General features: G+C 45.2%; 15 protein-coding genes. 13 read left to right on the forward strand and 2 right to left on the reverse strand.

The window, feature by feature from the left end; translation table 11 throughout:
- Window positions 1-10: 10 nt before the first annotated feature.
- The 12 genes from M1D30_RS07675 to rpmA all read left to right on the forward strand — a co-directional run bounded on the left by M1D30_RS07675 (window position 11) and on the right by rpmA (window position 9,993).
- The gene (locus tag M1D30_RS07675) at window positions 11-658 is read left to right on the forward strand and encodes an MBL fold metallo-hydrolase (protein ID WP_248502631.1); all 648 of its coding nucleotides are present in this window, start codon (window positions 11-13) and stop codon (window positions 656-658) included.
- A gap of 89 nt (window positions 659-747) precedes the next feature.
- Window positions 748-1,710, forward strand: a complete 963-nt coding sequence (locus M1D30_RS07680; RefSeq protein ID WP_248502633.1) for a PhoH family protein — start codon at window positions 748-750, stop codon at window positions 1,708-1,710.
- A complete protein-coding gene (locus M1D30_RS07685; RefSeq protein ID WP_248502634.1) occupies window positions 1,694-2,653 on the forward strand; it encodes a phosphoribosylaminoimidazolesuccinocarboxamide synthase in 960 nt (319 codons plus the stop codon). Before M1D30_RS07680 ends, M1D30_RS07685 begins: the two co-directional genes overlap by 17 nt.
- 6 nt (window positions 2,654-2,659) lie before the next feature.
- Window positions 2,660-3,391 (forward strand): bifunctional demethylmenaquinone methyltransferase/2-methoxy-6-polyprenyl-1,4-benzoquinol methylase UbiE, encoded by a 732-nt coding sequence (gene ubiE, locus M1D30_RS07690; RefSeq protein ID WP_248502635.1) that lies wholly within the window; start codon window positions 2,660-2,662, stop codon window positions 3,389-3,391.
- Window positions 3,392-3,401: 10 nt separating this feature from the next.
- On the forward strand, window positions 3,402-4,148 hold the full coding sequence (locus tag M1D30_RS07695) for a shikimate dehydrogenase (RefSeq protein ID WP_248502637.1): 747 nt from the start codon (window positions 3,402-3,404) through the stop codon (window positions 4,146-4,148).
- Between the two features lie 6 nt (window positions 4,149-4,154).
- A complete protein-coding gene (locus tag M1D30_RS07700) occupies window positions 4,155-5,390 on the forward strand; it encodes a YgcG family protein (RefSeq protein WP_248502638.1) in 1,236 nt (411 codons plus the stop codon).
- A 40-nt stretch (window positions 5,391-5,430) separates the two neighbouring features.
- Complete coding sequence (locus tag M1D30_RS07705) at window positions 5,431-6,006, forward strand: LemA family protein (protein WP_248502639.1); 576 nt, start codon at window positions 5,431-5,433, stop codon at window positions 6,004-6,006.
- A 26-nt stretch (window positions 6,007-6,032) separates the two neighbouring features.
- Entirely contained in the window at window positions 6,033-7,196 is a 1,164-nt protein-coding gene (locus tag M1D30_RS07710; protein ID WP_248502640.1) for an AIR synthase-related protein, read from the forward strand.
- Window positions 7,197-7,237: 41 nt separating this feature from the next.
- Window positions 7,238-8,347 carry a peptide chain release factor 1 gene (prfA, locus tag M1D30_RS07715; protein WP_248502642.1) on the forward strand — a complete coding sequence of 370 codons (1,110 nt, stop codon included), beginning with the start codon at window positions 7,238-7,240 and terminating at the stop codon, window positions 8,345-8,347.
- A gap of 47 nt (window positions 8,348-8,394) precedes the next feature.
- Window positions 8,395-9,222, forward strand: a complete 828-nt coding sequence (pyrF, locus tag M1D30_RS07720; RefSeq protein ID WP_248502643.1) for an orotidine-5'-phosphate decarboxylase — start codon at window positions 8,395-8,397, stop codon at window positions 9,220-9,222.
- A 173-nt stretch (window positions 9,223-9,395) separates the two neighbouring features.
- Complete coding sequence (gene rplU / locus M1D30_RS07725; RefSeq protein ID WP_237823453.1) at window positions 9,396-9,713, forward strand: 50S ribosomal protein L21; 318 nt, start codon at window positions 9,396-9,398, stop codon at window positions 9,711-9,713.
- Window positions 9,714-9,726: 13 nt separating this feature from the next.
- A complete protein-coding gene (rpmA, locus tag M1D30_RS07730) occupies window positions 9,727-9,993 on the forward strand; it encodes a 50S ribosomal protein L27 (protein WP_248502645.1) in 267 nt (88 codons plus the stop codon).
- A 166-nt stretch (window positions 9,994-10,159) separates the two neighbouring features.
- Here the strand turns inward: rpmA and queC are convergent, their stop codons facing one another.
- Entirely contained in the window at window positions 10,160-10,819 is a 660-nt protein-coding gene (gene queC / locus M1D30_RS07735) for a 7-cyano-7-deazaguanine synthase QueC (RefSeq protein ID WP_248502646.1), read from the reverse strand.
- 142 nt (window positions 10,820-10,961) lie between these two features.
- Here queC and M1D30_RS07740 point away from each other — a divergent pair, with 142 nt between their 5' ends.
- Window positions 10,962-12,131: a DUF5103 domain-containing protein gene (locus M1D30_RS07740; protein ID WP_248502648.1), complete on the forward strand. Its 1,170-nt coding sequence runs from the start codon at window positions 10,962-10,964 to the stop codon at window positions 12,129-12,131.
- Between the two features lie 3 nt (window positions 12,132-12,134).
- On the opposite strand, the gene M1D30_RS07745 is transcribed toward M1D30_RS07740, so the two are convergent.
- Window positions 12,135-14,591: an AraC family transcriptional regulator gene (locus M1D30_RS07745; protein ID WP_248502649.1), complete on the reverse strand. Its 2,457-nt coding sequence runs from the start codon at window positions 14,589-14,591 to the stop codon at window positions 12,135-12,137.
- Between the last annotated feature and the right edge of the window lie 61 nt (window positions 14,592-14,652).

Consider the following 14,652-nt stretch of genomic DNA (forward strand, 5'->3'; position numbering starts at 1 on the left):
GACAAAGAGAATGCTCAACATAAAGACCTTTCAAGTTAACCCGCTTCAAGAGAACTGCTACGTGGTTAGTGACGACACCCATGCGTGCGTTATCATAGACTGCGGTGCTTTTTACGACTCTGAACGACAGGCTATTACAGAATATATATCATACAAAAACTTAACACCTATTCATCTGCTTTGTACCCATGGCCATTTCGACCACAATTTCGGCAATAACACTATTTTCGAAGCTTACGGACTTCAACCGGAAATACATTCTGAAGATGCATCAATGATTAAAGACATCGCCATGCAATGCGACATGATGGGAATGGGTATTGACTACGACAGGACAACACCTCCCGTTGGACATCTCTTGAAGGACAACGAGCTTATCACTTTTGGCAACCATACGCTAAAGGTTATTCACACACCTGGCCATTCAAAGGGCAGTGTCATTTTCTATTGCGAAGAAGAGAATGTGCTATTCACTGGCGACACATTATTCCGATTGAGCGTTGGACGCACAGACTTGCCAGGAGGCTCTTGGAGCGAATTAATGAACAGCTTGGAAGACAAAATCAGCACACTTCCAAAAGACACCGTAGCCTACCCTGGACACGGTCCAAAGACAATACTAAACGAAGAATTTAGAATGAACCCGTATTTCCACTAGATTTTTTTATCTAAAGATAAGGTATAATTCATATCTTTTTTGTAATTTTGCAGGCAAATTCGAATTTTCACTTTTAGTTAGATAGCACTTTGATAGAGAAACATATTGTTTTAGAAGATATTGACCCTGTCATGTTCTACGGGGTGGGCAACGCACATTTGCAGATGTTGCGAGCGCTTTATCCCAAATTGCGCATTATGGCGCGTGATAATGTGATACGCATCATGGGTGACGAGGAACAGATGGCTGCCTTTGAAGAAAGCTCGGAAAAGATTCGAAAGCACGTACTGAGATTTAACAGCCTGACAGAAGAGGATATTCTGGACATCGTTAAGGGCAAACGTACCAAAGACGACGTTCCTAACGACGTGGTGGTCTACTCCATGTCAGGACGTCCCATCAAAGCACGCACACAGAATCAACAGCGACTCATTGAAGCCTACGAGAATAACGACATGGTATTTGCCGTGGGACCTGCAGGCACTGGCAAGACATATCTTTCGATAGCTTTAGCGGTCAAGGCTCTTAAAGACAAAACTGCAAAGAAAATCATTCTGAGTCGCCCAGCTGTTGAAGCCGGCGAGAAACTGGGATTCCTACCTGGCGACATGAAAGACAAGATTGACCCCTATCTGCAACCACTTTACGACGCACTAGAGGACATGCTACCCCAGGTAAAACTGCAGGACATGATGGAGAAGCACGTCATACAGATCGCCCCCTTGGCATTCATGCGAGGCAGAACGCTGTCAGACGCAGTGGTCATTCTTGACGAAGCTCAGAATACAACGCCTGCGCAGATTCGCATGTTCTTGACCCGCATGGGCTGGAACACCAAGATGATTATCACTGGAGACATGACCCAGATTGACTTACCACATTCACAAAAGAGCGGCCTCATCGAGGCCTTGCATATATTAAACAATGTGGAGGGCATCGGTATTGTCAACCTAGACAGAGGAGACATTGTTCGACACAAGTTGGTGACGCGCATTGTCAATGCATATGAGACTTTTGATAAAGAACGAAATAACAATGAAAGCATTAACTAAGACGGACTTTAAGTTCGCAGGACAGAAGAGCGTGTATCATGGAAAGGTACGCGATGTGTACAACATCAACGACGATCTGATGGTAATGGTTGCCACCGATCGTATTTCAGCATTCGACGTAGTACTGCCAAAGGGCATTCCTTTCAAGGGGCAGGTACTTAACCAGATTGCTGCCAAGTTTCTTGATGCCACTACCGACATCTGCCCTAACTGGAAACTAGCTACACCCGATCCTATGGTGACCGTTGGACTGAAGTGCGAGGGATTCCGTGTGGAGATGATTATCCGTTCTATTCTGACAGGCTCAGCTTGGCGCGAGTATAAGAATGGTTGTCGTGAGTTGTGCGGCGTGAAGTTGCCTGACGGCATGAAGGAGAACGAGCGTTTCCCTGAGCCCATCATCACACCTACCACCAAGGCAGACGAGGGTCATGACATGAACATCTCGAAGGAAGAGATCATTGCTCAAGGCATCGTATCGGCAGAGGACTACGCCATCATGGAGGACTACACTCGCAAGATTTTCGCCCGCGGTCAAGAGATTGCCGCTAAACGTGGTCTTATCCTCGTTGACACGAAGTACGAGTTTGGCAAGCGTGATGGTAAAGTGTACCTCATCGACGAGATTCATACGCCCGACTCAAGTCGCTACTTCTATGCCGACGGCTACGAGGAGAAGTTGGCTAAGGGCGAGCCTCAGCGCCAGTTATCAAAGGAGTTCGTACGTCAGTGGCTCATCGAACACGACTTCATGAACGAGCCAGGACAGGCCATGCCAGAAATTACTGACGAGTATGCCGAGAGCGTATCAGACCGTTATATCGAGCTGTACGAGCACATCGTTGGCGAGAAGTTTGAACGTGAGACTAGCGACGAGGACATCGCTGCTCGCATCGAAAAGAACGTAGGCGAATGGCTTAAAGCTTTCAAGTCAAAAGAATAATTATTAATGTATAAACAGGAAGAGATCAACCCCTATCACGAGGGTGAGAAAGCGCAACAGGTGGAGCGAATGTTTGACAACATCGCTCCCACCTATGACACGCTGAACCACCGACTGTCATGGGACATTGACAAAGGATGGCGCAAAAAGGCGATTTGCCAATTGGCACCTCATGCTCCAAAGGTTATGCTTGACATTGCCACAGGAACAGGTGACTTTGCCATTCTTTCAGCACAAATGCTACGTCCTGAAACTTTGATTGGTGCAGACATTAGTGAAGGGATGATGGAAATAGGACGTCAGAAGGTGAAACAACTGGGACTAGACAGGGTGGTAAGATTTGAAAAAGAAGACTGTCTACACCTGAGTTACGAGGACAACACCTTCGATGCTGTGACTGCGGCTTTTGGAATACGCAACTTCGCAGATTTGGATAAAGGACTCTGTGAGATGTGTCGCGTTCTAAAACCTGGAGGACACCTAAGCATTGTAGAATTGACATCCCCAGTCAAATTCCCCATGAAACAACTCTTCCATATCTACTCTCATACGGTGCTGCCTGTCTATGGACGTCTCATCTCCAAAGACACCAGCGCCTATTCGTATCTAACCAAAACAATTGAGGCCTTCCCACAGGGTGAGCGTATGAAGAACATTCTGCAGCAGGCAGGTTTCAAGGATGCAACCTTCCAAAGATTAACTTTCGGAATCTGCACTATGTATTTTGCAACCAAATAAACTTTAGACTATGGACAAGTACGGACTCATTGGCTATCCCCTAGGCCACTCATTCTCCATCAACTACTTTAATCAGCGTTTTGCCGACGAAGGCATTAATGCTAAGTACATGAATTTTGAGATACCGACCATTGACGATTTAGCTGAAGTATTGGATTCGAATCCAGAACTAAAAGGACTGAACGTAACAATTCCCTACAAGCAGAAAGTAATGGAATATCTTGACAGTATCAGTCCAGAAGCAAGAGCCATCGGAGCTGTCAACGTGATTCGGGTAACACACGTTGGAAAGGAAATCAAACTTAAAGGCTTCAACTCTGACGTGATTGGCTTTACACAGAGCATTGAGCCCATGTTGGAGGATTGCCATAAAAAGGCATTAATATTGGGAACAGGTGGCGCATCAAAGGCCATTGACTATGGATTAAGATCTTTGGGATTAGAAACTGTGTTCGTTAGTCGTTACCGTCGACCTGAGACCATCTGCTATGAGGATATCACACCAGAAGTGATTAAGGAATACAATGTCATTGTAAACTGCACGCCACTAGGCATGTTCCCCAAGACGGAGGAATGTCCCAACCTGCCTTATGAGGCTATGGACGAGCATACAATACTCTATGACCTGATATACAATCCAGACGAGACTCTCTTTATGAAAAAGGGAGCTGAACGCGGCGCTAATGTCAAGAACGGTTTGGAGATGCTGCTTCTGCAGGCATTTGCTTCGTGGGAGTTTTGGAATGGAAGAGAATAAAAGACTATGGAAACAAGTTGGACCATCTTTGAAATGTATATAGCCATCTTTGGCCTTATTGTCACAGTAGGCATACTGAACGACAAAAAGGGCAAGGGTGCTACGCAGCTTCTACTTGACAGCACACGTGCCAAACTGGCAGGATGTGCCAGCCGCTTTAATCAGCAAGTAAAGGCTCTGCAAAAAGAATACAAAACAGAGAAGAAACATGGTGTCCGACTTAAGACATATGAAATAAAATACAATATCACCAAGACTGACTACGATCGAGAGGCCAAAGAGATAATTCGTGAATGGAAACGGGCCAAGAAAGATGACATGTGGTGGCGTGTTTTCTGGAGGATAGTCATCGTAGCAGGTGTTATATCATTGCTAGGAGCATGCACTGAGGCCTTGGCTAGCATGGAAGATATAGAGGAACCAGTCGGCACAGAGGAGATGACACAAGCAAGAAAAGAAAAGGTGTGGACAGCACGGTCAATTCCTATGCCCCACCTCACGGACGGCAGACGTTACGTGTCGAACCCAGACGGTATTGTGTCAGACGAGACTGTAAGACGTCTGGATGCGCAACTGAAACAATTAGACGACTCGCTAGGCATCGAATCGGTACTAGCCATCGTCAGTCGTGTGGAGAATGGTGACATATTCCGCTTCGCACAAGACATTTTTGATATATATAAGGTTGGAAAGAATAATCGAGGACTGGTGATGGTACTAGCCTACGATGACCATAAGTTTCGCTCACATACAGGACGTTCGTTGGAAGCAGACCTTACAGACGCAGAGTGCTTCAGACTTCAAGAGCGCTATCTGATACCAAGTATGAAAGCAGAGATGCCCGACAGTGGACTGATATACTATGTGGAGTCTGTATATGACCTGTTGCAAGGCAAGGAACTACCTGCGATGTCAGAGTTGAACGGACGAACAAATTCTGGTGATAACGACGAGGATGCGATTCTGCCCTCCATCTACTTCTTCCTACTTTTTGTTTGGATGGGAGTCTATACGTTTGTGGCCCGTCGTCATGGTTGGAACTTAAAACGCTACTATAATGGACGACTAACAAAGAATCCGTTTGTCAATAATGGTTCTGCATTTGCCACAGGCTATGTGGTTGGCAGTATCCTGAATGGCGGTGGTGGCAGAAGTCACGGCGGCGGCTTTGGAGGCGGAAGTTTTGGTGGCGGTTTCAGCGGTGGTAGCAGTGGCGGTGGCGGTGCCACGTCAAGTTGGTAAAACAAAGAATATAAATAACATATTAATAAAGGTAAGTATTATGAAGAAAAATCATCTGATTCTTATTGGAATTGCCGTTGTTGTTATCGTTATCTTCGGCTGGGTTAAGAGCACTTATAATGGCATGGTTGGTGTCGAGGAAGAAGCTACCACTGCCCTCGCTAACGTACAGTCGGCCTACCAGCGTCGCGCAGATCTGATTCCTAACCTTGTAGAGGTGGTAAAAGGTTATGCAGCTCACGAGAAAGAGACGTTCGAGAGTGTTGTTAATGCTCGCGCCAAGGCAACCAGCATTACTCTGGATGCCGACAATATTGAGGAATTTCAAAAGGCCCAAGGTGAATTAAGCAGTGCTTTGGGACGCCTTATCGCTGTGGGTGAAGCTTATCCGGAACTGAAGGCCAACGAGAATTTCCGTGAGCTCCAGGTACAATTAGAGGGCACAGAGAACCGTATCAACGAGGAGCGTAATAAGGCTAATCTGAAAATTCAGAACTATAATATCTCCATTCGCCGATTCCCCAGCAACCTGCTGGCTGGCATGTTCGGATTCGAGAAGATGAACAAGTTTGAAGCCGAGGCTGGTGCAGAGAAAGCACCTCAGGTTAAATTCTAAGATAATAAAGCAACCCCAAAAGAACTATGGACAACAGATATATGATGCGTGGCGTTTCTGCCGCCAAGGAAGACGTTCACGCAGCTATTAAGAACATTGACAAAGGTATCTTTCCGCAGGCTTTCTGCAAGATTATACCTGACATCCTGGGCGGAGACCCTGAGTATTGTAACATCATGCATGCCGACGGTGCAGGAACGAAATCGAGCCTGGCCTACATGTATTGGAAAGAGACTGGCGACCTGTCTGTATGGAAAGGCATTGCACAGGATGCTATCGTGATGAACACAGACGACCTTCTATGCGTTGGTGCAGTAGACAACATCCTAGTGTCGTCAACCATTGGACGAAACAAGATGCTGGTGCCAGGCGAAGTCATCTCTGCTATCATCAACGGCACCGATGAGTTGCTGGCAGAGCTTCGTGAGATGGGTATCGGTATATATCCTACAGGCGGTGAGACAGCCGATGTAGGCGATTTGGTTCGCACCATTATCGTAGACTCAACGGTAACTTGCCGCATGAAGCGCTCAGACGTTATTGACAATGCCAACATTCGCCCTGGCGATGTTATCGTAGGTTTGTCGTCAACAGGTCAGGCCACCTACGAGAAACGCTACAACGGTGGCATGGGCTCTAATGGCCTCACCTCAGCTCGTCACGATGTCTTTGCTAAGTATCTGGCAGAGAACTACCCTGAAAGCTACGACCACGCAGTGCCCAACGAGCTCGTATATAGCGGCAAATATAAACTTACCGATGCCGTTGAGGGTTCTCCCGTCAATGCTGGACAGTTGGTCCTCTCGCCCACTCGCACTTATGCCCCCGTCATCAAGAAGCTACTCGATGAGTTGCGTCCTGAGATTCACGGTATGGTTCATTGCACAGGTGGCGCTCAGACCAAGGTTCTACACTTCGTCAACGACAACTGCAAGGTGGTGAAGGACAATATGTTCCCCGTTCCCCCACTCTTCCGCGCCATTCACGAGTGCTCTGGCACCGACTGGAAGGAGATGTACCAGGTATTCAACATGGGTCACCGCATGGAGATCTACGTTCGTCCTGAGATGGCTCAGCAGGTTATCAACATATCCAAGAGCTTCAACATCGATGCTCAGATAGTGGGTCACATCGAAGATGGTCAGAAGAGTCTGACCATCCACTCAGAGTTTGGCACCTTTGAATATTAAAACACGTATGTTGCAACACTGTCGCAACGAACAAACAGAATATGGATAATAATAACATACTACAGAAACTTGACGGACTGGAGGCTCGTTTTGAGGAAGTTTCAACCCTGATTACTGACCCAGATGTAATTGCCGACCAGAACCGCTTCGTGAAGCTCACGAAGGAATATAAAGATCTTGGCGACATCATGGATGCACGCAAGCGTTACATTGCCTGCTTGAACAGCATCAGTGAAGCCAAAGACATCCTGGCCAACGAGAGTGACCCAGAGATGAAAGAGATGGCTCGTGAGGAACTAGCCGAGAACGAGGCCCTACAGCCCAAGCTGGAAGAAGAAATAAAAATTGCATTGATTCCTAAGGATCCTGAGGATGCCAAGAACGTTCAGATGGAGATTCGCGCAGGAACAGGCGGCGACGAAGCTTGCCTCTTTGCTGGCGACCTGTTCAAAATGTATAAGAGCTACTGCGACTCGAAGGGATGGCAACTCAGCATCACCAGTGTCAGCGAAGGTGCTGTGGGTGGTTATAAGGAGATTGACTTTGCCGTATCAGGTGCCGACGTTTACGGAACGCTGAAATACGAAAGCGGTGTGCATCGTGTACAGCGTGTGCCCGCTACCGAAACTCAAGGACGTATGCACACTAGTGCTGCTACAGTAGCAGTACTTCCTGAGGCAGATAAGTTTGAAGTTCACGTGAACGAAGGCGAGATTAAATGGGATACTTTCCGTTCATCGGGCGCAGGCGGTCAGAACGTGAACAAGGTGGAATCAGGTGTTCGTCTGCGTTATATGTGGAAGAACCCCAATACAGGCGAGACAGAGGAAATCCTCATCGAGTGTACCGAGACACGCGACCAGCCCAAGAACAAGGAGCGCGCACTCTCACGCCTCTATACATTCATCTATGACAAGGAGCATCAGAAGTACATGGACGACATCGCCAGTCGTCGTAAGAGTCTGGTGTCAACGGGCGACCGCTCTGCGAAGATTCGCACCTATAACTTTCCACAGGGCCGCGTAACCGACCACCGCATCGGTTATACCACACACGACCTACAGGGATTCCTTGGTGGCGACATTCAAGCAATGATTGATGCTCTCACCGTGGCCGAGAACGCAGAGCGCATGAAAGAAAATGAACTATAATCAGTAATGCATGTTGCTGTAGCTCAGCAACAAACAAGACATCAAATATGACAAGACAAGAACTGATACAACAGATTAAGCAGAAACGCAGTTTTCTCTGCGTAGGTTTGGATACCGACCCAAAGAAGATGCCCCAGTGCGTCTTCGACCTGCACGACCCCATCTTTGAGTTCAATAAAGCCATTATCGAGGCTACGGCCCCTTATTGCGTAGCCTACAAGCCAAACCTGGCATTCTATGAGGCTTATGGATTGAAAGGCATGGAGGCTTTCGTAAAGACCTGCGAGTATATCAAGGAGAACCATCCCCACCATCTGATTATTGCTGATGCCAAGCGTGGCGATATTGGCAACACCAGTCAGATGTATGCTCGCACATTCTTCGAGGAATATAACATTGACGCATTGACAGTGGCCCCTTATATGGGCGAAGACTCTGTAACCCCCTTCCTGAGTTACGAAGGCAAGTGGGTTATCCTCTTGGCACTAACATCAAACAAAGGCTCACACGATTTCCAATTGATGGAGGACGCAAATGGCGAACGCCTGTTTGAGAAAGTACTTAAGAAGAGTCAAGAATGGGGCAACGACGAGAATATGATGTATGTTGTTGGCGCCACACAAGGCCACATGTTCGAAGACATACGTAAGGAAGCCCCCAACCATTTCCTGCTTGTTCCCGGCATAGGCGCTCAGGGCGGATCGTTACAAGAGGTATGTAAGTATGGCATGAACAAGGATTGTGGACTGCTGGTCAATTCTAGTCGCGGCATTATCTATGCCAGCAACGAGGATAACTTTGCAGAAGTAGCTGGAAATAAAGCACGCGAGCTGCAGCAGGAGATGGCAGAGGAACTGACCAAAGCAGGTCTCTAAACCGACTTATAAGTTAAAAAAACATAAAACTTTAAAAGATTAATGGGTATGCAAGGTTCTATGTAATAGAAAATTAGTACCTTTGCACCCCGAAATGAGCCCGTGGAGGCAGGGTTAAGTGTGTACGAACGTGCACCGCCTTACGGGAAAAACCCTATTTACAAACAAAACAAATGTACGCAATTGTAGAAATTCAGGGTCAGCAGTTCAAGGCTGAGGAGGGCAAGAAGCTCTTCGTGCACCACATCAAGGACGTGGAGGCAGGCAAGACTGTTGAGTTTGACAAAGTGCTGCTCGTAGATGCCGACGGCGCTGTCAAGGTTGGCGCACCCACCGTAGAAGGTGCAAAAGTAGTAGTTGAAGTAGTGAACCCGCTGGTGAAGGGTGACAAGGTCATCGTCTTCAAGATGAAGCGTCGCAAGGACTCTCGCAAGCGTAACGGTCATCGTGAGCAGTTCACTCAGGTTGAAGTTAAACAAGTAATCGCTTAAAGGAGGACACAGTATGGCACATAAAAAAGGTGTAGGTAGTTCTAAGAACGGCCGCGAAAGTGCAGCTCAGCGACTTGGCGTGAAAATCTGGGGTGGTCAGAAGTGTCTGGCTGGCAACATTATCGTTCGTCAGCGTGGTACAAAGCACAATCCCGGTAATGGTGTTGCTATTGGTAAAGACGATACACTCTATGCCCTCATCGATGGCACAGTGAACTTCCACAAGGGCAAGTTCAACAAGAGTGTCGTTTCAGTAATACCCGAGGCTGCTGAAGCATAACACACAAACTTACAAACAAAACAACTTATTCCAAACAAACATAGAACCCTGTCTTTCGAGACAGGGTTTCTTCATTTCATAAAAGCCATACTAAGCAGTAATAAATATGCCGTTTACGTATCGCAAACAACATACTTACGATATGTAAACGGCATACTTATTAATATTATTCATAATCCGTAGGATCAACGATTCCAGCTTCAGCAAGAGCTTCTTTACGCTCTACACACGTACCACACTTTCCACAGTGTTTTTCACCACCTTTATAGCATGACCACGTCTCACGATAATCAATTCCTAGCTCTTTTCCTCGAGCAGCAATCTGTCCCTTAGTAATATTGGTATAGGGAGAAGACAGATGCACACCATTATATGTGCCCGCATGAGCTGCTGCATCAAAAGCGCTGACGAACTCTGGGCGGCAATCAGGATAGATAGTATGGTCGCCTCCATGATTAGCCATCATCACATACTGCAACCCACGGCTCTCTGCCATTCCTACAGCCACACTCAACATAATGCCATTGCGGAAAGGCACAACAGTAGACTTCATATTCTCAGCAGCATAATGTCCTTCAGGTATCGCCTCTGCGCCCTGTAGCAACGAGCTCTCGAAATATTGGCTCATAAACTGCAATGGAATGACAATATGCTCTATGCCCAAGCGCTCACAGTGCATGCGAGCAAAAGGAATCTCGCGCGCATTGTGGTTTGAGCCATAATCAAACGAGATGGCCAGAGCTATGCGGTCCTGATAGTCATAGAGCAGTGTCACACTGTCCATGCCACCACTCAGAATAATAATTGAATCTTTTTTCTTTTCCATGCGTGCAAAGTTAAGAAAATAATTTCAATTATCAATTGCATATTATCATTTATTTATTATCTTTGCATCCATGAATGCTAAAAGACTATTGCTTTTAATCGTATTTCTGCCAGTTTCATTGATGGCCTGGCACAGCATAAAAATGCCCAATATCAAGAGTCTACAAGTTATCACCAACAATGATTTTGAAGCTCTTCCCATCATTCAACTTGGAAGTGAGGATCAGATTGCCATCAGCTTTGACGAACTGTCACACAACTATCGTCGATTTACATGTCATCTTGAGCCTTGTAATCCAGACTGGACACCCAACGAAGAATTATTTGAAAGCGAATGGCTGAAAGGAATCAACGACATAACAATTGACGACTATGAGAATTCAATTAACACCCATACACTATACACGCACTATAGTTTTACGTTTCCAAATGAGCAAATGAGTATTTGTATGAGTGGCAACTACAGGCTGCACGTTATAGATGAGGAGGAACTATGCGAAGCACTTGTTGTAGAACTACGCGTTCTAGAGCCACAAATGAGTCTCAGCCTATATGTGGATTCGAACACAGACATTGATACGAACAACAGTCACCAACAAGTGTCAATGCGCATTACATATAACGGCATCAACATAACACGCCCTGAGCAACAAATTCAGACATTCGTAATGCAAAACGGAAGAGAAGACAATATGAAGGTTAACGTACTGCCCACAGGAAAGACCTCACAAGGTTTGACATGGGAGCATTGCCAACCCTTGATCTTCGAAGCCGGCAACGAATATCATAAGTTTGAGTTATTAGATCCCACCCACCCTACCATGGGACTTTCGGATGTGCATTGGGAAGAATCGACAAAAACATGGCATGCCACACCCTTTCCATGCGAGCCAAGCAGGAACTACACTTACGACGAAGATGTCAACGGAGCTTTTCTGTTACGAAACAGCGACAACTACGAAGCAGAGCGTACATCGGAATATGTATACGTGCACTATCTTCTGCAACCCGCTCCAAAATACGACTATGCTCACGTGAAAGTAAACGGACGTTGGACAGTAGAGGCACCAGAGAACTACAGGATGACGTACGACAAAGAAAAGAAAGCGTACGAACTAACACTACTCCAGAAACTTGGGTACTACAACTATCAACTGATAATGACTGATATGGATGGAACCACGCACCCACTGCCAGAAGAAGGGTCGTTTTACCAAACAGAGAATAAATATCAAGCGCTTGTATATTACAAAGGAATTACAGATCGCAATTGGCGACTTGTTGGATTCAACGAAACCACATTCAAGCCATAATCATTACTTTACACTTTCCCTATATTCACTAGGCGTCATCTTGTAGCGATGGAAGAAGGAGCCCATGAAATAGTTTGGAGTAAAGAAGCCACATTCGTTTGCAATCGCCTCGACCGACTTATCCGTATTCTTCAACAATTCAGCACCACGCTGCAAACGAATAATCAATTCCAACTTTCGAGGACTCTTGTATATATCCGCCATGATAATGTGATACAAACTCACCACATCTTTATGAGCAACATTTCCCAATTGACTCATACTCAATTCACCTCGGATATGATCACGAACAAAAGGAATCAATGTCATCATCGTATTAATGAACTCTGGACTCAACTTTGTGTTTTCATCGTCCGGCGACAAATGGAAATCGTCTAAAGAAGGCATAAGCACCTCGTTTGCTGACGTGTCACAACGCAGCACAAACTGACGTATCTTACGAATAATGTCGCCTTCTTCGTGATTACGCTGCATACGAAGACGTTCATTACGCATATAAACAACCAAGTTCACAACAAGTAATACAAAAAGAATGATGCCAACACCCCAGAAGATACCCGTGGTACGCCACCATGGCTCATTCACATGGACATACCACTCAAACGGTGTTCCGTCCCATTGATCTGGAAACATGGATGCCTGCATCTCAATAACGTAATCTCCTGGCTCCAGTCCTACAAGAGGCAAATGCAACAATCCCCTGCCATCTACCTTTCCACCACTATTGAAATAGGAGTATACTTGCCAGTCTTCATATGCTTCCAGTCCCTTCACCCTGACACGATAAAATGTTTGAAGCGGACGATAATAGTTGAGCGCTGAGAAAGTCAACGAAACAGTAGTCTGATAGCTATTCAGACTAATGTCTTTAACGCCTGTAAGTGGTCTGTCAACAATTACATTGCCATCCACAGCAATACCTGGTTGAACATAGTTTCCGTTAACCAGCAATTGTATCAACTTGGGATAGAATTTATAGGGATGAGGCGTACTGACCTCATAAAGATCCTCTGGACTAAACTCCACGATGTGGTCAATAGCCTGCATAATGATATGGCCATTATCCAGCAGCATGGCCTTATTATTTTGGAAAGATTCTACGGGGACACCATCACCGCGTCCGAAATTATTAATAAAAATAATATCATTGTCCGAATTAAACATGATGCATGATATACCATTTGATGTGGCCAACCAAATATTATGATTTCGATCCTCAACAACAGCATGAATAACCATGTTATTAAGTCCATCAGTCTTGGAGAAAGATATTGGAGAGGAATGTTCCGACTTACATAAATAGAGTCCTGTTATAGTACCAATCCACTTCCAGCCTCGGCTATCCACATACTGACAGTTTGCTCTTTGTCCCTGATACTCAGTTATATTCTGAGTCAATCCAGACATAAGCATTTCCAACTCACGTGATTTGGTGTTGCTTCGGGGATACATCATAAACGCGGCATTAGTAGGACGTCCATAAAGAACACCACGAGTCTCTGTACCAATCCATATGCCGCCTTGCATGTCGAACGCCAGCATATTACAATCAGTTTCTATCTCTTGCCCTCCTTCTAGCGTTATGCTTTTAATCCAATCTAACGCATTAGTACCAAGGTCATAAACCCCAAAACCATGTTCAGACGGCATGTAGATTTTACCATCGTACTGCGCGATATTATTAATATGATACGGAAACTCCCCTATAATAGTCCACTGACGGTCTTTCACATTGAACCAAAGAACCACAGACCCCGTTTCACCATTTCTGACCTGAAAGAAACCATTTTCATATCGAAGCAATGCCGACGTATTACTATATACAGTCGCCTTGTTTTCGTTATAGGCGCGAGTGCGATGAACGATATTACCGGTTTGCAAGTTCTGACCAACTTCTTCACCATTATCATAAAAGGTTAATAAGAAATTGTCAAACACATCAAGATCCTGCAAGTTACGATGTGGCAACACACTAAAGTACTTTTCGAACTTCTCGCTGTATAAACCTTTTTTCGTTAACATCCACAAATATCCTTCATTATCAGTAAAGAGATCCATTATGGGCTCTTTACACCCAATTGTATTTATGACACTATCAACATTCGCGACAAACTTCTCTGTCATCATGTCAACACACGATACCTTATGAGTATCTTTCAACCATACATGATGGTTTAAATCAAAATAAAGATGATAATTTCCTTTATAAGCAGATAATTGATATTGATAATCATTACGCGTACTGATATGTGAAAACGTAACACCATCGTAGAAATTAAGATTTCCCAAGGTTGCAATAATCATACGACCAGAACGTGTGCAAACAACTATCTGCGCACTATTATCTGCCAATCCATTTGACGCATTAATCACCTGATAGACCCTATTTTGCATTCCATTGGCTTGTAAAACAGTCAATAGTAATAATAGAAATAATAAAAAAAACTTAGGTCTCTTCATATCTTTAAGGCGATTTACTGGCAGCAAAGATAAGAAAAAAAGTAATAACGTACAAATTTTT

It is taken from the genome of Prevotella sp. E15-22, assembly GCF_023204875.1.
Classification (GTDB): domain Bacteria; phylum Bacteroidota; class Bacteroidia; order Bacteroidales; family Bacteroidaceae; genus Prevotella.

Excerpts from the sequence above, each read along its gene's own strand:
- M1D30_RS07685 (WP_248502634.1), top strand. The coding sequence starts at position 1,694 with ATGAAAGCATTAACTAAGACGGACTTTAAGTTCGCAGGACAGAAGAGC.
- queC (WP_248502646.1), bottom strand. The coding sequence starts at position 10,819 with ATGGAAAAGAAAAAAGATTCAATTATTATTCTGAGTGGTGGCATGGAC.
- M1D30_RS07705 (WP_248502639.1), top strand. The coding sequence starts at position 5,431 with ATGAAGAAAAATCATCTGATTCTTATTGGAATTGCCGTTGTTGTTATC.
- rpmA (WP_248502645.1), top strand. The coding sequence starts at position 9,727 with ATGGCACATAAAAAAGGTGTAGGTAGTTCTAAGAACGGCCGCGAAAGT.
- M1D30_RS07710 (WP_248502640.1), top strand. The coding sequence starts at position 6,033 with ATGGACAACAGATATATGATGCGTGGCGTTTCTGCCGCCAAGGAAGAC.
- ubiE (WP_248502635.1), top strand. The coding sequence starts at position 2,660 with ATGTATAAACAGGAAGAGATCAACCCCTATCACGAGGGTGAGAAAGCG.
- M1D30_RS07700 (WP_248502638.1), top strand. The coding sequence starts at position 4,155 with ATGGAAACAAGTTGGACCATCTTTGAAATGTATATAGCCATCTTTGGC.
- M1D30_RS07740 (WP_248502648.1), top strand. The coding sequence starts at position 10,962 with ATGCCCAATATCAAGAGTCTACAAGTTATCACCAACAATGATTTTGAA.
- M1D30_RS07695 (WP_248502637.1), top strand. The coding sequence starts at position 3,402 with ATGGACAAGTACGGACTCATTGGCTATCCCCTAGGCCACTCATTCTCC.
- M1D30_RS07745 (WP_248502649.1), bottom strand. The coding sequence starts at position 14,591 with ATGAAGAGACCTAAGTTTTTTTTATTATTTCTATTATTACTATTGACT.
- prfA (WP_248502642.1), top strand. The coding sequence starts at position 7,238 with ATGGATAATAATAACATACTACAGAAACTTGACGGACTGGAGGCTCGT.
- pyrF (WP_248502643.1), top strand. The coding sequence starts at position 8,395 with ATGACAAGACAAGAACTGATACAACAGATTAAGCAGAAACGCAGTTTT.
- rplU (WP_237823453.1), top strand. The coding sequence starts at position 9,396 with ATGTACGCAATTGTAGAAATTCAGGGTCAGCAGTTCAAGGCTGAGGAG.
- M1D30_RS07675 (WP_248502631.1), top strand. The coding sequence starts at position 11 with ATGCTCAACATAAAGACCTTTCAAGTTAACCCGCTTCAAGAGAACTGC.